The organism is Janthinobacterium aestuarii (assembly GCF_051380835.1).
Lineage (GTDB): Bacteria > Pseudomonadota > Gammaproteobacteria > Burkholderiales > Burkholderiaceae_D > Janthinobacterium > Janthinobacterium aestuarii.
Genome location: NZ_JBNYXU010000001.1, coordinates 170,412 through 189,052, shown reverse-complemented (window position 1 = coordinate 189,052; position 18,641 = coordinate 170,412). Strand labels below are relative to the sequence as shown.

General features: G+C 63.6%; 13 protein-coding genes. 6 read left to right on the top strand and 7 right to left on the bottom strand.

The window, feature by feature from the left end:
* Positions 1–47 precede the first annotated feature (47 nt).
* A complete protein-coding gene (locus ACQ4WO_RS00860; RefSeq protein ID WP_436479851.1) occupies positions 48–1,490 on the bottom strand; it encodes an IgA Peptidase M64 in 1,443 nt (480 codons plus the stop codon).
* 208 nt (positions 1,491–1,698) lie between these two features.
* On the opposite strand from ACQ4WO_RS00860, the gene ACQ4WO_RS00855 reads away from it, so the two are divergent.
* Positions 1,699–2,301 (top strand): TetR/AcrR family transcriptional regulator, encoded by a 603-nt coding sequence (locus tag ACQ4WO_RS00855; protein WP_436479850.1) that lies wholly within the window; start codon positions 1,699–1,701, stop codon positions 2,299–2,301.
* A complete protein-coding gene (locus tag ACQ4WO_RS00850) occupies positions 2,298–3,494 on the top strand; it encodes a DUF418 domain-containing protein (protein WP_436479849.1) in 1,197 nt (398 codons plus the stop codon). Before ACQ4WO_RS00855 ends, ACQ4WO_RS00850 begins: the two co-directional genes overlap by 4 nt.
* An 8-nt stretch (positions 3,495–3,502) precedes the next feature.
* Here ACQ4WO_RS00850 and ACQ4WO_RS00845 read toward each other — a convergent pair whose 3' ends face one another.
* The 3 genes from ACQ4WO_RS00845 to ACQ4WO_RS00835 form a co-directional block, all read right to left on the bottom strand.
* Positions 3,503–4,756: a cyanophycinase gene (locus ACQ4WO_RS00845; RefSeq protein ID WP_046684279.1), complete on the bottom strand. Its 1,254-nt coding sequence runs from the start codon at positions 4,754–4,756 to the stop codon at positions 3,503–3,505.
* Between the two features lie 149 nt (positions 4,757–4,905).
* A complete protein-coding gene (locus ACQ4WO_RS00840) occupies positions 4,906–7,704 on the bottom strand; it encodes a TonB-dependent receptor (protein ID WP_436479848.1) in 2,799 nt (932 codons plus the stop codon).
* A 33-nt stretch (positions 7,705–7,737) separates the two neighbouring features.
* Positions 7,738–8,739: a MurR/RpiR family transcriptional regulator gene (locus ACQ4WO_RS00835; RefSeq protein WP_436479847.1), complete on the bottom strand. Its 1,002-nt coding sequence runs from the start codon at positions 8,737–8,739 to the stop codon at positions 7,738–7,740.
* Between the two features lie 199 nt (positions 8,740–8,938).
* Between ACQ4WO_RS00835 and ACQ4WO_RS00830 the strand changes: the two genes are divergently transcribed.
* Both ACQ4WO_RS00830 and ACQ4WO_RS00825 read left to right on the top strand, forming a co-directional pair.
* Positions 8,939–10,075 carry a succinylglutamate desuccinylase/aspartoacylase family protein gene (locus ACQ4WO_RS00830; RefSeq protein WP_436479846.1) on the top strand — a complete coding sequence of 379 codons (1,137 nt, stop codon included), beginning with the start codon at positions 8,939–8,941 and terminating at the stop codon, positions 10,073–10,075.
* Between the two features lie 9 nt (positions 10,076–10,084).
* A complete protein-coding gene (locus ACQ4WO_RS00825) occupies positions 10,085–11,473 on the top strand; it encodes a YfcC family protein (protein WP_034746426.1) in 1,389 nt (462 codons plus the stop codon).
* A gap of 195 nt (positions 11,474–11,668) precedes the next feature.
* Here the strand turns inward: ACQ4WO_RS00825 and ACQ4WO_RS00820 are convergent, their stop codons facing one another.
* Complete coding sequence (locus ACQ4WO_RS00820) at positions 11,669–11,866, bottom strand: hypothetical protein (RefSeq protein ID WP_092711610.1); 198 nt, start codon at positions 11,864–11,866, stop codon at positions 11,669–11,671.
* Positions 11,867–12,131: 265 nt separating this feature from the next.
* On the opposite strand from ACQ4WO_RS00820, the gene argH reads away from it, so the two are divergent.
* Positions 12,132–13,529: an argininosuccinate lyase gene (argH, locus tag ACQ4WO_RS00815; RefSeq protein ID WP_436479845.1), complete on the top strand. Its 1,398-nt coding sequence runs from the start codon at positions 12,132–12,134 to the stop codon at positions 13,527–13,529.
* A 58-nt stretch (positions 13,530–13,587) separates the two neighbouring features.
* On the opposite strand, the gene ACQ4WO_RS00810 is transcribed toward argH, so the two are convergent.
* Together ACQ4WO_RS00810 and ACQ4WO_RS00805 are read right to left on the bottom strand one after the other, a co-directional pair.
* Positions 13,588–14,556: an IS1595 family transposase gene (locus ACQ4WO_RS00810; RefSeq protein WP_436479844.1), complete on the bottom strand. Its 969-nt coding sequence runs from the start codon at positions 14,554–14,556 to the stop codon at positions 13,588–13,590.
* Positions 14,557–14,648: 92 nt separating this feature from the next.
* The gene (locus tag ACQ4WO_RS00805; protein WP_436479843.1) at positions 14,649–15,305 is read right to left on the bottom strand and encodes a hypothetical protein; all 657 of its coding nucleotides are present in this window, start codon (positions 15,303–15,305) and stop codon (positions 14,649–14,651) included.
* Positions 15,306–15,981: 676 nt separating this feature from the next.
* Between ACQ4WO_RS00805 and ACQ4WO_RS00800 the strand changes: the two genes are divergently transcribed.
* A complete protein-coding gene (locus ACQ4WO_RS00800; protein WP_436479842.1) occupies positions 15,982–18,513 on the top strand; it encodes a M4 family metallopeptidase in 2,532 nt (843 codons plus the stop codon).
* The last annotated feature ends 128 nt before the right edge of the window (positions 18,514–18,641 follow it).

Here is an 18,641-nt window from a genome sequence, read left to right as displayed (position 1 = left end):
GCGATGCAACATGGCCCCCATGCACTGCTGGAATGACAGGAGCGGTCTTATTTGCCCGGCGCCGATGCCGGACGCGAATACAGGTCGATGATGGTGCTGATGCCATCCTGGCATACGGAGCAGAACGTCTCGCTGCGGTCGAACATGATGCATTGCATCTCGGGCCGGTAGTAGCCGGACGACTCGTAGTGCGCGCCTTCGAAGGCGCCCACCGCATGGCGCTGCGGCGCTTTCGAGAACAACTGCTGCGTGTACGCAAGGTCGGCCTTGAACAAGGTGCTCATTTCGCTTTCCGGGCGGTTGGCCACGCGCAGGGCCGCGCGCTGCTTCTGGTATTCGCGCGCATGGCTGTCGTACGCTTCCTTCGGCCATGGCGTCGGCAGCGGCGTGCCCGCCTTCACATGGTTATTCCATTTCAGCTTGGCCGGATCGCGCAGCGCCGTGGCGTTCGGCTCCCACGGTTCCTGGCGTTCGCCGTTCGATTGGTAGGCCACGGGCGAGGTGTAGTACTCGTCGGCCAGGCCGGCGAAATGGTGGCCGAATTCGTGCACGAACAGGTAATTGGCCCAGTCGTTGTTCGCCGCCGCCGTGCTGAACTGGCCGAAGATGCCGCCACCGCCGTAGGTATCGTTATTGACGAGGATTTCGATGAATTCATACGGCGCATACTGCGCCAGGTCGCGCAGCGCGCGGTTGTCCGTCGTCAGCACATAGCGCTCGCTGCCGAAGATGTCGTAGCGTGTACCCAAGGGCGACGCGTGGTGCACGCCCGTCGACGGACGCGACACGCCCGACTCCGGGGTCGGCGCGGCCATGGCCCACACATTGAAGTCATTGGCCCGCTCGCGAAATGGCGACACGGTAAACAGGTGCTCGGCCAGCTTGCGCGCCGTCGCTTCGAACTTGCCCATTTCGGCGGCCGTATAGCCATCGCCCATGATCAGGAGGTCGACCTTGCCGGAAGATGGGCCGCTGATGCGGATCGGGATCGGCTTGACGGGCGCCGGTGGCTGCTTGCGGATCACATCCTGCGCGGCCGGATCGACATCGGTACTCCACACAATGGAAAACAGGCCGCGCTCGTCGCGCTTGAGGATGCGCACGCGCACGGGCTGCTCGGGCTGCGGGAAGCGCACGGATTCCTGGAACGCGCGCGTGGTGGTTTTCGCTTCGTCCGTGCTGGCCCACTCGCCGAAGATGGTGGAAAAGCCGCGCGAGTACAGCACCTTGCCCGACTTGATGTCGACCACTTCCAGCATATTGTTGCCGCGGTTGCTGTCGTCGATGGGCCGCGCCAGGTTGCCCGGCCATGGCAGGGGCTCGACCAGCACGCGCTCGACCGCGTAATGCTCGCCCAGTGCATTGCCGCTGTGCTGGTAATCGAGGCGCATGGTGGCCGGCTGGGCGGCACTGGCTGCCTGCGCGGCAGGGGCGATGCCGGCGGCCAGCGCCAGCGCGCAAAGGAAGGATCGAATCGGGGTCTGCTGCATGTCATTCCTAAAACGGTAGAAAAACAGGTGAAGGGATCGGTTTTCCAAACAATCGGCGGGCCTGCCGGCAGGCGCGGGAAAAACCGCTGCGGCACATTGTAGCGACCGGAAGGGGACGTGCAAAGCGGCCATTTCACGCGATTTGCTTGACCCGGCAAGGCAATCGGCCTATATTAGATTGACTAGTCTATTAATTAAAGGGTAAAGCATGCGCACCATCGATCCCGATAAACACGCGGCGCGCCGCGACGCCATTCTCGCCGCCGCGCGCAGCTGCTTTGCGCGCAAGGGCTTTCACCAGACCAGCACCGCCGCCATCTGCGCGCAGGCGGGCATGAGTCCCGGTAACCTGTTCCATTACTTCCCCACCAAGCAAGCGATCATCGCCGCCATCGTCGACCAGGAAGGCAGCGAAACGGCCGCCTATTTCGCCGGCGTGCAAGGCAGCGCCGATGCGTACGGCGCCCTGCTCGACTGCATGGACCTGGTGCTGGCGCTGGCGGCCGACGCGGACTTTGCGGGACTGGCGCTGGACATTGCCGCCGAAGCGATGCGCGATACGGACATCGCGGCCAGGGTGGCGCGCAACGACGCCAGCCTGCGCGGCGGCCTGCAAACCTTGCTGGAAGAGGCGGCCGCGCAAGGCCAGGTTGACGCCGCGCTGGACGCCGCGCAAACGGCCGCCTGGATCGCCGCGCTGATCGATGGCATCTTCAACCGGGTTGCCGTCGATCCCGATTACGCGCCGCTGGCGCAGCGGGCCAGCCTGCATCTGTTATTGGCGCGCTTCCTGCGCCCTGCCCTGGCATGAACGCCGCCATGAAAAACCAGCCCGCGCGCATCGCCGACGTCGATGCCCTGCGCGGCTGCGCCCTGTTCGGCATTTTGGTCGTCAATATCGGCGCCTTCGCCACGCCCTGGTTCGGCCTGGGCCTGACCGATCCTGCCTTCTACGGCGGCGTGGACCGCGCCACGCACTTTCTCGTCGCCCTGCTGTTCGAGACCAAGTTCTACCTGCTGTTTTCCTTTTTGTTCGGCTACAGCTTCACCCTGCAGATGCAGGCGGCCGCGCGCGCTGGCGCACCGTTCGTGCCGCGCATGCTGCGCCGGCAAGCAGGCCTGTGGCTGATCGGCGCCCTGCACGCCGTGTTCCTGTTTCATGGCGACATACTGACCACCTACGCTCTGCTGGGTATCGTGCTGCTGGCGCTGCACCGCTGCGGCGAACGCCAGGCATTGTCCCTGGCGTTGACGCTCGTCGCCGTCTGCGTGGCGTTCTGGGCAGGCATGGCCTGGCTGCAAAGCCTGCAGCCGGCGGGCGACGCCGCGGACAACGCCGTGGCGATGGCGCAAAAAGCGGCAAGCGCGCTGGCCGCCTACCGCGCCACGCCAGCTGCCGTCGTCCATCAGCACCTGCGCGAACTCGGTGACATCTGGCTCGTCCTGCTGCTGGTGCAGGCCCCGTGCGCGCTCGCCATGTTCCTGTGCGGCCTGGCCGCCGGCAAGCGCGAAATGCTGCTGCATGCAAACGACTATCTGCCGCTGCGCCGCCGCCTGCTGTGGACCGGCGCGCTGGCGGGATTACCCGGCGCCGCCTTCTATGCGTGGACTTCCGTGTATGGCGACAGCCAGGCATGGCAGGTGGCGGGACTGGCCGTTGGCCTGGCTACCGCGCCGCTGCTGGCGGGCGCCTACCTGGCATTGGCGCTATCTCTGTTCGAGCGCCTGCGCGACGGCACGCTGTTTGCGCTGCTGGCCGACACGGGCCGCATGGCCCTGTCGAACTACCTGCTGCAGTCGGCCATCTGCGCCGTGCTGTTCCTCGCGTATGGCATGCGGCTGATGGGCAGCGTCTCGCCGCTCGGTGCCCTGGCGCTGGCCGCCATCATCTTTGGCGTGCAGCTGCCCCTGAGCCGCTGGTGGCTGCGCGGCCACGCTTACGGCCCTGTAGAGTGGCTGCTGCGGGCCCTGACGATCGCCGCGTGGCCGCGCTGGCGGAGGTAGCGCGCAGCTTACTTGTAGCGGTACAACGGCTGGCGCAGCTGGATCGGGCGAATGTCGAGGCGCAGCTTCAGCACCGAGTACGCTTCCGCCTCGGTCGAGCTGTAGCCGACGCTGTTGACGGTTTTACTGAAGCGGAACTCGAAGCCCAGGTCCGGGTACGGGTCGCGCGGGTTGCCGAAGGCGATGCCGATGGCTTCCTGCTGCGCGTTGTCGATCAAATTGCCCATCAGGTCGAGCACGGCGTTGTTGCCGAGGATATCGTTGGTAAACACGGGTTCGCGCATGTCGGGCTGGTTCGGATCGAGCTTGTTGTCGGCCTTGTCCGGCGACGGTGTAAACACGCGCGTGACGAGGTTGAATTTGTCGCCCCGGTCCAGATAGCTGATGGCCGCATTGCTGATATTGAAATTTTTCACGCCACGGTCGCTGATGGCGCCAGACAGATCGATCAGCAGCGCGCCGCTGTAGCCGATGACTTCCACATCGCGCATGGCATCGACCACCATGGCGCTGTTTTCATCGATGCCCAGTCCCAGGTGATAGCCTTTTTTCAGCATCACGGGGATCATGCGGGCGAAGCGTCCGCGCACCAGCAGATGCTGGTCGACAAAAACGTCGCTGCCGATGAAGCCCAGCCCCGGCGCGATCTCGCGGCCATCCGTGACGCCCATCTTGAGCATGTCGAGCACCGGTTTGGCGTCGTAGAACATGGTCGTGCTCATGATGGCCGCGCCGGCGCTGGAACCGGCGATCACGCCGCCGTTGCGGTAGACCGACCAGATGGCTTCCAGCGCGGCCGTACGGCTGCCGTCCGGGCGCAGCAGGGCTTGCGTGATGCGCCCCTGGTCGCCGCCGGCAAAATAGATGCCGGTGGCCGACTTGATCTGCGTGACGATGGCGGGATCTTCGGCCGCCTTGCGGTAATCGCGGTTGGCCAGCTTGACGGCCAGCGGCACGAAAAAGGCGTCGGCGCCATATTGATTGAGTTTCCTGATGATGCTTTCACCGGATTTTTCCGGGTTCATCGCGGCCGATGCCAGCACGGCGATGCGCGCGCCAGGCCCGCCCGACAGCTTGACGATGCGCTGCCAGACTTCGGCATTGTCGGCCCGCAGGCCGCCGCCAATGATGACGAGGGTGCCCTGCGGCGCGCTGCCGATGGCACTGCCTGCGGGCGCCGCCACGGCATGGACGCTGCACAATGCCAGCACGAACAGTAGCGCGGCGCGGAAGGTGTGATACAGGCTTGAAGATGATTTCATGGTGCCTTTCGAATACAAGGAAAGTGGCGCACACTTGTCGATACAGGCGCGCGCCCTTGCTGCCAACACTGCTGCTTGCAACCCAACTCCATCGAATGACGATAGTACCTGCCGCATATGACAGCGTTGTTGCGGTATCCCCGGTTTTTTTACTTGAAGCTGTAATTGGCGCTCGCATAAAAGCGCCGGCCACGCGGGTCCGTGTAGCTGGGATCATAGCCGGACAGGAAAAAGTAGGCCTGGTTCGAGTAAGGCGGACTGGTATTGAACAGATTCTGTATGCCCGCGCGCAGCTTGAACTGCTGGCTCACCGCATATGCCGCCGACATGTCCCACAAGGTGTACGCCTTCACCCGGTTCGGCTTGACCACGCTGCCGTCATCGATGTTGATGGCCGAGTTCTGATCCCGGTAGCCGCTCGAATACGTGTTCGACAGGCTGGCCGAATACGGGCCGCTGTCCCAATCGAGTGTGATCGTGTGGCGCCAGCGCTGCACCACGCCGTCCGTGACGAAGCGATTGAGATTGCTGATGAAATCGTCGCCGGGACTGGTCTGGATTTTTGAGCCCAGCACATACGTGCCGCTCAGGTGGCCGCCAAAGCGTCCCCACGCCGTTGTCACGCCATGCAGGTCAGCCGTGATATCGATGCCCGCAGCTTTTTGCGCGCCGCGGTTTTCCTTGCGCAGCTCGATATAGTCGATTTCATTGTCCTCGTTGCGGTGCACGAGGTTGCCGTACTTGGCCAGGTTGCCCAGGATGATGTCGTCGCCGATTTCGCTGATCAGGTCCGTGCGCCTGATGGTCCAGTAATCGGCACTGAAGGTCCAGTGCCGGCTCGGTTCGAGCACCAGGCCGGCCGAGAACTGGCGGCTGCGCTCCGGTTTCAGCTTGTCGTTGCTGTAGCGGCGCGTATCCCAGTTCTGCGCACAATCGGCATAATTGTTGTCCACAGTGGCGCACAGCACGGGATCGGGCAGGGTCGCCGTGCTGCTGTAGACGGTAGGACGGTGCAAGTCCGACATCGACGGCGCGCGGAAGCCCTTGCCGGCCGAAGCGCGCAACAGCACCTGCTTGCTGGGCATGTAGGTCAGGCCGACCTTGGGACTGAGGGCGCCGCCCACCTGCTCATAATGATCGTAGCGGCCAGACAGCTGCGCCTGCCATTGCCTGGTCAACGGCAGCAGCAATTCGCCGTAGACGGCTTGTACATTGCGGCTGTCGCTGGTGCCCTTGCCGCCTTCCGGCGCCGCATCGTTGTTGATATTGTCGCTCATCAGCAGTGCCGACGGACGGAACTCGGTGCGCTCGCGACGCACTTCGCCGCCCACGGCCAGCGCCATGTCGCCGCCGCCCATGGGCATCAAGGCGCGCGATACCTTGAAGTCGAGCGAGTCCATGACGCCGCGCGCATGGCGCACCTCGTCGTCGACCTGGATGCTGTCGAGCAGCGCCCGGCCTTTCGCGCTGGAGGGCCCGAAGGGATTGATGTCGCCGGCGGCGATCCCTGCCTGCAGCTTGTCGTACAGGACGTAGCCGTGGGTATCGCGGTCCTTGACGACGTTGACGCTGTGATTGAAACCCACGTCGTAATCCCAGCCGGCGAGCGTGCCGGTGGCGCCCACGACGAAGCGCTGGCTTTCGCTGGTCAGCTCGCTGGTGCGCATGCCCGCCTCGTTCAGCCGCATGCGCAGCTCCAGTTCGCGCTCCACCTGCTTGCCATCGTCATCGAGCAGCGTGTCGAAGCCCGCATTGGCCAGCTGCGGCACCTTGCTGTAATCGAGGTAGCCGATCACGCGCGCCGACGACCCCACGTAATGGCTGCGCGAACGGCTCAGCGCCACTTCCGCGTACAGCTGGTGATCGTTATTCAGTTTCAGCACGCCGCGCGTGAGCAGGTTCTGTTTGTCCGTCTTCGGATACAGCTCCGTGTCGCCCATGTAGTCGTAGGTACAGGCATCGACGCCACCCGTGCCCGCCGGCAGGTAGAGATTGGCCGGCGGCGCGCAGTTCGGAATCCCAAAATTGATCTGGCGGTTGGTGATCGGCTGGCCATTGAGCAGGAAGCCGTTGTCCTGCAGGTGATCGCGCTGGGCGCTGGACAGGCGGATATTCGCCGGGCTGGTAAAGTTCGACAGCAAATGCCCGAGGCGCTGCGGAATCTGCAGGTTCGGGATGAACTTGCGCTGCGAGGAGCGCAGACCGTCCGTTTTTTGCAGGTCGACCACGGCGAAGATATTGTAGCCATCCGCAGCCAGGTCGCCCGTGCCGGCCGTGATGCTGGCCGTGCGCTTGCCCGCGCCCCCTTCATCGGTGCGGCTGCCATAGACGTTCAGCTCCACGCCCTGGTAATCCTTGCGCGTGATGAAATTGATGACGCCGCCGATGGCATCCGTGCCGTACAGGGCCGAAGCGCCGTCGAGCAGCACTTCCACGCGCTGCAGGGCGGCGGCCGGGATGTTGTTCAAGTCCACGCCCGCATCGTCGCCGGGCGAGGCAAAGTTGGCCATGCGCCGGCCATTGAGCAGCACCAGGGTCGACGAGGTGCCCACGCCGCGCAGGTTGGCGCTGTTGAATCCGCGCTGGTCGCCGCCCACGTTGATGCTGGCGCCGTCCGTCAGGCCCCCCACGTTGGCCGACACGCGCGCCATCAACTCGGCCGCCGTCGTCACGCCTGCCTTTTCGATCTCGGCGCGCGTGATGATCTGCACGGGCAGCGCCGTTTCCGATTCCAGGCGCTTGATGGCCGAACCCGTGATCTCCACGCGCTGCATTTTTTTCGGCGCCGCTTCCGCACCTTGCTCCTGCGCCTGCTCCTGTGCCTGCGCGCCGCCGGCCAGCATGCCCAGCGCCGCCGACACGCTCAAGGCAGCCAGCGCGAGGCGCACGCCTTGTGCCAGCACCGACTCGCGTGGCAAGGAGCCGCCCTCCTGTCTTTTCATCTGCATTGTTATTCTCCCCCGGATGTTGATGCCTGATTTTTATAATGATTTCAAGACTGCCTTGCGTTGCTTTGAAGCTGCTTTGCGCGGCCCCTGCACGCCATGTTCGCCGCCATACAGATAGGCGGCGATGACTTCGCTCAAGCGGCCCGCTTTTTCTACGTTCTTCCTGTTCGATACCATCAGCGCCACGGCCAGCGCCTCGATCATGGCCAGCGCCGTGCTGGCGCTGCTAGGCAGGACGGGATGCGTGCTCTGCGCATACAGTGCGTGGTCGGCCAGTTCGGCCAGGGGCGACGCGGGCGAGTCGGTGAGCGCCACGATGCAGGCGCCGCGGTCGCGCGCGAAGCTGGTCAGGCCGATGCAGTCGAGCGTGTAGCGGGGGAACGAGATCACCACCAGCACGTCGTGCGCCGTCAGGTTGACCAGGTGGCCGGCCGCCACTTCCGAGCCGCCGATGCCCGCCACCTCCACCACATGCGGGCAAAACGGCTGCAGATGCTGCACCAGCATGCCCGCCAGGTTGGCCGACAGGCCAAAGCCCATCACATACACGACCTTGGCGCGCGTCAGGCGGCGCACCACGGCCTGCATGGCGGGCGGCGACAGGGCATCGGACGTGGCGGCGATGTTCGCGGCCGCATATTCCAGGCTTTGCGTGATGGGCGAGGTGGCGCGCGCGCGCCGTTCTATCGTGCGGCGCAGTTTGTCGACCGGCTGTAACAGCGCCTGCAAGGTCTCCGCCATGGCGCCGCGCATGGCCGAATAATTCTTCTGGCCGATATCGCGCGCGAAGCGGCTGATGGTGGCCGTCGACACCTGGCAGCTGTCGGCCAGTTCCTCGATGCCCAGCGCCGTCACGCGCATCTGGTTGCGCAGCAGGTAATCGGCGATCTGCCGCTGCGAAGCCGAGCCGCTGGCCAGCACGTGCATCAGCGCCTGCCCCAGCGGCGATTGCGCGAACGCGGCATCGGGCGACGCCAGCGTGGTGGCCACTGGCGTAGGGACGCTACTGCGGGCAGGACTGGCGGATGCTCTCATATCACTGGCGGCCTGTATTCTTGGGTACTGCGGATCACTGGCGAAAGGCGAAATCGGGTCGCTGGAACTTACTGTACTCATATCAAAAAGAAAACTCAACAAATATTTGTAAAAGGATTTTCATTGATTTACTTCGTGAAAATATTGCTACATAATCGACCGAAATCCATCAACCATACACCTTTCCGGGGCGCCTACCATGCAAGTACAACAGCATCCCATCTCCACCGCGCACGCCAGCATGTCCTGCCAATTGAGCAGCTTCCACTTCGGCACCGCGGCCGCCACTAGCCGCAGCGGCAAGAAGGTCTACATCCAGGCGGCCCTGCACGCGGACGAGGTCCCGGGCATGCTGGTGTCGCAGTTTTTGCGCCGCGAACTGCTGGCGCTGGAAGCGGCCGGCAAGATCCACGGCGAAATCATCCTGGTGCCGGCTGCCAACCCGATCGGCCTGGCGCAAGCCATCCATGGCGCACCGTTCGGCCGCTTCGACCTGACCACGGGCATCAACTTCAACCGCGCCTACCGCCACGTGGCCGATGAACTGAAAACCACGCTGGCTGGCCAGCTGGGACAGGATGCGCAAACCAACGTGGCGCTGATACGCGAGCATGCACGCGCCGCCGTCGCCGCCTGGCGGCCGGGCACGGATGCGGAAACCTTGAAGAAAACCCTGCTGGGCATGGCCATCGACGCCGACATCGTGCTCGACCTGCACTGCGATAACGAGGCGGCCCTGCACATCTATACGGGCACGCCGCTGGCGGCGCAGATCGCGCCCCTGTCCGCGCTCCTGGGCGCGCGCGCCGTGCTGCTGGAACTGGCGGCCGGAGAGGAGCCGTTCGATGAAGCGTGCAGCCGCTTGTGGTGGGACCTCGACGCGCACTTCGGCGGCCGCTATCCGATTCCCGCCGCCTGCCTGTCGACCACCGTCGAACTGCGCGGCGAAGTGGAAGTGAGCTACGCCCTGGCCGAGCGCGACGCTGCCGCCCTGCTGCGTTTTCTCGCCATCGAGGGCGTGCTGGAAATCGGCGGCGCCGGCGACAACCTGCCCGTGCCGCAATGCGAGCCGACGCCGCTGGCCGGCGTGGAACCGATCCTCGCGCCGCATCACGGCGTGCTGGTTTACCTGCGCGAAATGGGCGACGTGCTGTCCGCAGGCGACGCGGTGGCCGACCTGATCGATCCGGTCAGCGGCGAGACGACAACCTTGCGCTGCACCGTTGCCGGCGTCTTTTTTGCGCGCAGCGCCCACCGCCACGTTTTGCGCGGCATGAACGTGGGCAAGGTCGCAGGCGCCGTTGCCTACCGCGGCGGCAGCCTGCTGAGCCAATAAGTGACGCCCATGAGAAAATTCAAGCTCCCAAATACCTTCGTCCTGCTGTGCGGCATCCTGGCCATGATCGCCGTGGCGACCTGGCTGGTGCCGGGCGGGAAATTCGATACCCAGCTGGTAAACGGCAAACAGCTGATCATCCCCGGCACGTTTCACTATGTCGACAACAAGCCGCAGGGCCTCGCAGCGCTGATGATGGCGCCCATCAAGGGCTTTGTCGACGCCAGCCTGATCATCGGCTTCGTGCTGATCGTCGGCGGCGCCTTCGCCGTGCTGCAAAAAACGGAAGCCTTCGATTCGCTGATCAAGGCCATCGCCAAGGCGCACACCAGTTCGCGCTTCGTGCGCGCCGCCATCATTCCCGTCTTTTTCACCATGTTTTCGCTGGGCGGCGCCACTTTCGGCATGAACGAGGAAGCGATTCCCTTCATCCTGATCTTCGTGCCGCTGGCCCTGGCCCTGGGCTACGACACCATCACGGGCGTGTCGATTCCCTTCATCGGCTCGCAGGTGGGTTTTTCCGCCGCTTTTTTGAATCCGTTCAATGTCGGCATCGCGCAGGGCATCGCGGGCGTGCCGATCTTTTCCGGCATCGGCTACCGACTGATCGTGTGGGCCATCGCCACGGCGGTCAGCATCGTGTTCTTGATGTGGTACGCGGCGCGCATCAAGCGCCATCCGGAAAAAAGCCCGACCTACCTGCTCGACATCGAAAAACGCAGCGAGCACTCGATGGACCTCGACAGCTTTGCCGGCATGACGCGCACGCACCGTGCGGTGTTGTGGATTTTCATGGCGACCTTGCTGACGATGGTCGTCGGCGTCGTCAAGTACGACTGGTTCATCGATGAAATCGCCGCCCTGTTCCTGGTGATGGCCATCGTCGTCGGCCTGGTTGGCCGGCTCGACATGGACAGCCTGGTGGCGTCCTTCGTGCAGGGTGCGCGCGACATGGTCAGCGTGGCGCTGGTCATCGCGCTGGCGCGCGGCACCATGATCCTGGCGCGCGACGCGCAGATTATCGACACCATGCTGCATGCATTGACGCCGCTGGTGGCCTCGTCTAGCCCTGTCTTCGCCGCGCAAAAGATGTTTTTCATGCAGTCGGTGATCAACTTCTTCATCCATTCCGGCAGCGGCCAGGCGGCGCTGACCATGCCCATCATGGCGCCGCTGGCCGACCTGGTGGGCGTGACGCGCCAGACGGCCATCCTGGCTTTCCAGTTCGGCGAATTCACCACGCCGATGATCCCCACGTCCGGCATCACCGTCGGCGTGCTGGCGCTGGCGCGCGTGCCGTGGATCACGTGGGCCAAGTGGATGATCCCGCTGCAGCTGATCTACCTGGTGCTGGCGCTGCTGCTATTGATACCGCCCTGCCTGATGCACTGGCAGTAAAACGGAGCACGCCATTGACCGATGCCGATGGCAGGCTGAAAAATGCTGAGGATGGCGGGAAGCTCGCGTTCCGCCTGGGCTGAAAAGAAAACGGGGGCGCCGCCCGTTCCGATTGCCGCTGATGCTGTACTGCTTGCTGCTGGTGCGATGGTGACTACGGATGCTGCTGATTCTGCCTCGATTACATGGCCGCGCTTACAGGGCGGCTTTTTCTTCCGCGCTCAAACGCTTGGCGCTGACGTACACGGTGTGCATGGTGGCTTGATCGGCGCTGGCGGTGATGGGCGCCGGTGCGGCGCGGAACTTCGGCACGGCGGCGGTGGCCAGGCTGGTGGCGGCAGCGACGGCGATAATGGCAACGAAGATGGCTTCCATGTTTTTAGCGATGTTCATGATGGTGTCCTTTGAGTGGCTGGTTGTGTGCTGCGATGATTAAACTGTAGGCCGATCCCCCCTGACCTGCCATCGGATTGCGACAAAACGCCCGATTCGCTGGACAGAATACAAACAGCCCGGATAGAACGCGCAACAGGCCATCGCCGTGGCATTTGAGGCTTGCCAGCCCCATTCCTGGCCATTTCAGCGCCCTGCAAGCCCCTAAAAGCCCTACCGCCGGCCAACCTTGTTTATAATCGCCGTACACTAAAGGACTTCTTTCATGACTGATCAATTCTCCAAAAAGGGCGAAGCCTGGTCGGCCCGGTTTTCCGAACCGGTCTCGGACCTCGTCAAGCGCTACACAGCTTCTGTATTTTTTGACAAGCGCCTGGCGCTGTTCGACATCGAAGGTTCGCTGGCCCATGCGGAAATGCTGCATGCGCAAGCCATCATCAGCCCGGCCGACTACGCGGAAATCCAGCGCGGCATGGCGCAAATCTCGCAGGAAATCGCCAGCGGCCAGTTCGAATGGCTGCTGGACCTGGAAGACGTCCACCTGAATATTGAAAAACGCCTGACCGAACTGGTAGGCGATGCGGGCAAGCGCCTGCACACGGGCCGCTCGCGCAACGACCAGGTGGCCACCGACATCCGCCTGTACGTGCGCTCCGCCATCGACGACATCACCGCCCTGCTGGCGACCTTCCGCAGCGCGCTGACGGATCTGGCCGAGCAGCATGCCGACACCATCATGCCGGGCTTTACCCACATGCAGGTGGCACAGCCGATCACGTTCGGCCATCACATGCTGGCGTATGTCGAAATGTTCGGCCGCGATGCCGAACGCATGGCCGACTGCCGCAAGCGCGTCAACCGCCTGCCGCTGGGCGCCGCCGCCCTGGCCGGCACCACCTTCCCGATCGACCGCCTGCGCGTAGCCAAAACGCTGGGCTTTGACGACGTGTGCCACAACTCGCTCGACGCCGTCTCGGACCGCGACTTCGCCATCGAATTTTGCGCCGCCTCCGCCGTGCTGATGATGCACGTGTCGCGCATGGCCGAAGAGCTGGTGATCTGGATGAGCCCACGCATCGGTTTCATCGACATCGCCGACCGCTTCTGCACCGGCTCGTCGATCATGCCGCAAAAGAAAAATCCGGACGTGCCGGAACTGGCGCGTGGCAAGACGGGCCGCGTCTATGGCCACTTGACTGGCCTCTTGACCCTGATGAAAGGCCAGCCGCTGGCCTACAACAAGGACAACCAGGAAGACAAGGAACCGCTGTTCGACACCGTCGACACCGTCATCGACACCCTGCGCATCTTCGCCGACATGGCAGGCGGCATCACGGTGAAACCGGAAGCGATGCGCGCGGCGGCCCTGCAGGGCTACGCGACGGCAACCGACCTGGCCGACTACCTGGTCAAGAAGGGCTTGCCGTTCCGCGACGCCCATGAAGCGGTGGCCCTGGCTGTGCGCGCCTGTGTCGACGCCGCTTGCGACCTGGCCGACCTGTCGCTAGAGCAGCTGCGCGCGTTTTCCCCGTTGACGGACGAAGACGTGTTTGCCGTGCTGACCCTGGAAGGCTCCGTTGCAGCACGTGACCACGTGGGCGGCACCGCGCCACGCCAGGTACGCGCCGCGATCGCCCGCGTGCGTACGCAGCTGAAAAAATAAACGGCGCCTTCGCCTTCGGACGCCCCGCTGCATCGCTGCAGCGGGGCGTTTTTCATGGTTATGTCACCGTCAGATGTGGGAATGCTCCCATTGTTGCTTTCAATAACGTTTCAGGCGAGCGGATACGCCCGGCGTCGAGTATCCAGCGCCAGCCCAGGTAATTCAATAGGTAGCGCGTCGCCACGCCGTGAAACGGCCGTAGCCATTCCCGCAAGCGGCTGTGATAGGCGTTGACGTTCTGCACGTGAGCGGCGCCCTGCACGCGGATGCCGGCGCGCAAGTTGACGGCCTGGTGGCTGATGCCCGCTTCCCGAGCAAAAGCCCGATAGGCGGCATGGCCGTCGGTGACCAGCAGCACGTCCTTATCGATGAAGGGCAACAAACAGTGATGCAGATGCGCCTTCGTCAACACCCCTTTGCCCGTGACGAAATCGAGGGTCTGGCCCGTGCGGTCGCGCGCCACCAGGATGCAGACCTGTTCATTGGAAATGCCGCGCTTGTGGGCATGGCCGCCTCGGCGGCGCGCCGGACGCGTCATCTGCCGCGCTCCCTTTTCCGATTCCAGCAGATATAACTCGTCGGCCTCGGCGATGCCGTGCAGGCCATGCGGCCGGTCTGTCTTTGCCAACGATAAAAACCGGTGGCGCCAGCGAAACGTGGTGTTGCGGTGCACTCCTAGCTGACTGGCCGCCTTGCGCACGGAATCCGATGCCAGCAGGCAATCGGCATAGGCGAGCCACAAGTTCTTGTGACGCAGGCGCGCCAGCGGCGTGCCGGTGAGCGTATTGAAGGTGCGCCCGCACGGCACGCAACGGTATCGCTGCAACCCGTGTGCATGGCCATGCCGGTGAGCATGGTTGCTGTTGCAGGCAGGACAGTGCAATCGCTGCCGGGCCACGCTTTCGACCAGTGCCACGATTACGTCTTGCGGTGCGACCCCGCGCAGCAGGGTGATGCCCGCCAGGCGCTGGCGGCGGTTCAATTCGGCGAACTGGGCGATGAACGTTTTCCATTGGGCTGGCTGCATGGAAGGCTCCCGTTGTCTGGTATACACAGTCGGACAGCAGGGACACAGGAAGATTCCTGGACTTCCCCTACTTAGCGGAGACAGAGCCTTTTTCATTGCGCGACGATTTTCGACAGCACGGAATAAGCCGCCCCCGTCTGCGACGCCTCCAGCAGCAAGGTCAGTTCCGTATACGTGCAGATGATGTTGATCAGGTTAATCCGCTCCCACGCCAGGCGCTTGAGGATGGCGTGGTACACGCCCGGCGTATAGCAGGTTTCGGGCGCCAGGTGCAGGGTCACGGCCGTCACGCGCTCCAGGCGCGCCAGTTCCTGCTCTTCGCCGAAAACCTCTTCCACCAGCGCATGCAGCGAACGGCTGCAGATCACCATCACCTCGTTGACGCCGCGCGTCACGGTAATGAAGGTGCCCCGCTGGGGCGCGGCCAGCGCCAGCAACTGGCGCTGGCAGTCATAGGTCTGGTCGGAATAGCGGTAGGTAAAAATCATCAATTCGCTGCGTGTGGACAGCTCTCCCGCGCGGTGCGCCAGCACGATCTCGCCGCTTTTCTGCTGCGGCATCCGCTCGGCCAGGCGGCGCAGCGCCATCACCACGGCGGCCTGCCCCACCGGTTTCCACAGGTCGCTCTGCAATTGCGGTTGCAGTTGGCGCGCCAGTTCCGACAGGTTCAGCAAGCCACGGCCCAATCCCTCGCTGAGAAAGGCCGATTCCATCACGATCTGTTCCACTTTGGTCGCTATCGAAAGCATAGTTCTTCGGGCCGGTGATTCCGGTGCACGCACCAGGAGCCGGCAACCCTTCCTGAAAAAAGGATGCACTGCGCCAGCGGCCACGCCGGGCGGCGCGGGCGGACTCGCGGAAAAGAACCCCCTCGCGGGGGGGAAGAGCCGGCTGGCGGCGGCTAGGAAGGCGGATGCAGCATGAATGCCGCTCCAGAGGGGAAATGGCTGAAACCAACAGCAGAAAACAGAACTGACGTCATGTGAAACTCCCGATTTTTTTTCCCGATGCGCTGTATCTGGACGCGGTCATTGCCGCGTGCGCTTTTTTTGTCTTCGCGTGGTCCGCAGGGAACAACGCGAAGAGCTAGTGTAGATCGCAACATTTAGAAAAGGCAACAGTGTTTTTCCAACAGAACGCTCCATTAGGGGAAGTAGTCCATAACAAAAGTTGCAGCTTGTGGTAGATCAAACTTTCCAACGATGCGACGCCGGTAAATGTTCAATTCTTAACAAAAAATCGCGGAGTGACCCATTTCTTGAATTTTTTGACATGGCGATCTCGACAAGTTTAGTGTCCCCCTACCCGGCGTCATGCCACCACAAAACGGCAGGCTATCCGCCCGCCGCCAGGCACGCCGGGGTGGCCATCAGGCATCGCGGCCAGCTCATTCACCATTTCCTTAACCGATACCCTGGAGCAGAAATGAATTTACGTTTGACAATAGTTGCCGCATCCATCGCCGCCCTGCCGCTGATGGCCACCACGGCAGACGCCGCCACGCCGCTGCCACAGACCCTGATGGCTGCCCCGGTCGCCCTGGCTTCTCCACAAGAGACCGCCAGCCTGGTCAACAAACTGGCCGCGCAAGCGCGCAGCCGTGGCCTGAATACCGAACATGGCTTTGCCGTCGGCGCCCAGCATCCTGGCGTCAGCGGCACGCGCGTGAGCCGCGTACAGCACACCTACAAGGGCTTGCCCGTCTTCGGTTCCGAAACGGTCGTGGTCAGCAACAGCGCCGGCGACATCGTCAGCGAATCCGTGTCGGACCGCGCGTCCGGCCTCGGTAGCGGCGGCGTCAATTCCGTCACCCGCAGCGCCACCACCGATATCGACACCACGCCGGCCGTCAGCGCCGCCGCCGCCATCGCCGCCGCCGTGAATAACATTGGCGTGCGAGGCGTCGACCACGTGCCGCCGCATGCCCAGTTGCTGATCTACCCCGTCATGAAAACCGTGCGCGTGGCCGGTGCCGAAAATAAATCGGAAGCCGCGCTGAACGCCCTTGACGTGCAGGACGTGGTCGACCACTACGAGCTGGCCTACCTGGTGCAGACGCGCATGATCAGCGGCAGCAAGCCGGTCTACTACGACACCGTCGTCAGCGCCAAGGATGGCCGCATCCTGCGTCAATGGAAAGCCCTGAAGACCGTCGCCGGCATCGGCAACAGCCAGTACAACGGCCAGGTACCGCTCAACACCACGCTCACCGGCAGCACCTACACCATGAAGGACCCCAGCCGCGGCACGGGCGGCAGCTTCGGCGGCATGGCCATCACGAATGCCAACCACGGCACCACCTCGGGCAGCGTGTACAGCAGCACCAGCAATACCTGGGGCGACGGCCAGCAATACATCAACGGCGGCAGCACCACCAACGCCAACGGCCAGACGGCGGCCGTGAACGCGATGTGGGGCTTGATGAACACCTACGACACGCACAAGAATGTGCTGGGCTGGTCCAGCCTGGACGGCAACAACACGGCCACCCACATCGCCGCCCACGTCAATACGGCCTACGACAACGCCTACTACGACAGCAGCTGCAAGTGCATGTACATCGGCGACGGCGGCAGCTCGTTCAACAACCTCGGTTCCATCGACGTGATCGGCCATGAAATGGGCCACGGCATCACGGACGCCACCTCGGGCCTGATCTACTCGCAGGAGTCGGGCGGCTTGAACGAATCGAGCTCGGACATCGCCGGCGAAATGGTGGAAGCGTATGCGCGCGCCGGCGGCACGGGCACCACGATTCCCAACACGGGCAACGATTGGATGACGGGCAAGGAAATCGCCAAGAATGGCCAGCCGCTGCGTTGGTTGTACAAGCCGAGCAAGGATGGCAGCAGCCCGAATGCGTGGAGCAGCTCCATCAAGAACCTCGACGTCCACTACAGCAGCGGCCCGAACAACCGCATGTTCTACTTCCTGTCGCAAGGTTCGAACTCCACGTCCAGCAGCGACTACTACAGCTCCTACCTGAACAAGAGCCCGCTGGCCATGACCGGTATCGGCAGCGACAAGGCTTACCGCATCTGGTTCAAGGCAGCCACCACCAAGTTCACCTCGTCGACCAACTATGCCGACGCGCGCAACAAGGTGCTGCAGGCGGCCGAGGAATTGTATGGCGTGGGCAGCGCCGAGGCGATCGCCGTCAAGCGCGCGTATGCGGCCATCAACGTGGGCACCGACGTCGATGAATCGACGACGGGCGGCGCGGTGACGATCACCAGCCAGCCGGCCAGCATTACCGTCGCACCGGGCGCCACCGCCTCGTTCGCCGTGGGCGCGGGCGGCGGCACGGCACCCTACACCTACAAGTGGTACCGCAACGGCGCCGTGATCAGCGGCGCCACGTCGCCAGCCTACAGCTTCACGACCGTGGCGGCCGACAGCGGCGCCGTCTTCAAGGCAACGGTGACGGATTCCTCGTCGCCTGCCGTGACGGCCACGTCGAACAACGCCACCCTGACGGTCGGCACGAGCAGCGCCACCGAGCGCGTGACGAACGGCGGCTTCGAGTCCGGCGCCACGGGCTGGAGCGGCACCACGGGCGCCATCGGCACCTTCACGGGCCAAACCGCGTACGAAGGCACGAAGTACGCCTGGCTGGGCGGCAATGGCACCACGGCCAGCGAATCGCTGACGCAAAGCGTGGCCATTCCCGCCGCCGCCACGTCCGCCAGCTTGAGCTTCGCGCTGCATATCGACACGGCCGAAACGGGCAGCACCGTGTACGACAAGCTGGCCGTCACCGTGAAGAACAGCGCCGGTACGGTGCTGGGCACCCTGGCTTCGTACTCGAACGTGAACAAGGCCGCCGGCTACCAGATCCGCACCTTCGACCTGATCGCCTACAAGGGCCAGACCGTGCAGATCTCGTTTGCCGCGACCGAGGATGCATCGCTGCAAACCTCGTTCGTGATCGACAAGGTCAGCCTGGTTACCCAGTAAGCGGCTGAACATGCGGGCAAGCCATCGATACAAGGCTTGCCCGCACGGCACGATTGATTTCCTGGCAATTCCAGTCTACCCTGAGGCAGTGATTGCCTCTTGCCTGCTGCCGGTACCCGCGACGAATT

Coding starts and splice junctions, on each gene's coding strand:
- ACQ4WO_RS00860 (WP_436479851.1), bottom strand. CDS start 1,490: ATGCAGCAGACCCCGATTCGATCCTTCCTTTGCGCGCTGGCGCTGGCC.
- ACQ4WO_RS00855 (WP_436479850.1), top strand. CDS start 1,699: ATGCGCACCATCGATCCCGATAAACACGCGGCGCGCCGCGACGCCATT.
- ACQ4WO_RS00850 (WP_436479849.1), top strand. CDS start 2,298: ATGAACGCCGCCATGAAAAACCAGCCCGCGCGCATCGCCGACGTCGAT.
- ACQ4WO_RS00845 (WP_046684279.1), bottom strand. CDS start 4,756: ATGAAATCATCTTCAAGCCTGTATCACACCTTCCGCGCCGCGCTACTG.
- ACQ4WO_RS00840 (WP_436479848.1), bottom strand. CDS start 7,704: ATGCAGATGAAAAGACAGGAGGGCGGCTCCTTGCCACGCGAGTCGGTG.
- ACQ4WO_RS00835 (WP_436479847.1), bottom strand. CDS start 8,739: ATGAGAGCATCCGCCAGTCCTGCCCGCAGTAGCGTCCCTACGCCAGTG.
- ACQ4WO_RS00830 (WP_436479846.1), top strand. CDS start 8,939: ATGCAAGTACAACAGCATCCCATCTCCACCGCGCACGCCAGCATGTCC.
- ACQ4WO_RS00825 (WP_034746426.1), top strand. CDS start 10,085: ATGAGAAAATTCAAGCTCCCAAATACCTTCGTCCTGCTGTGCGGCATC.
- ACQ4WO_RS00820 (WP_092711610.1), bottom strand. CDS start 11,866: ATGAACATCGCTAAAAACATGGAAGCCATCTTCGTTGCCATTATCGCC.
- argH (WP_436479845.1), top strand. CDS start 12,132: ATGACTGATCAATTCTCCAAAAAGGGCGAAGCCTGGTCGGCCCGGTTT.
- ACQ4WO_RS00810 (WP_436479844.1), bottom strand. CDS start 14,556: ATGCAGCCAGCCCAATGGAAAACGTTCATCGCCCAGTTCGCCGAATTG.
- ACQ4WO_RS00805 (WP_436479843.1), bottom strand. CDS start 15,305: ATGCTTTCGATAGCGACCAAAGTGGAACAGATCGTGATGGAATCGGCC.
- ACQ4WO_RS00800 (WP_436479842.1), top strand. CDS start 15,982: ATGAATTTACGTTTGACAATAGTTGCCGCATCCATCGCCGCCCTGCCG.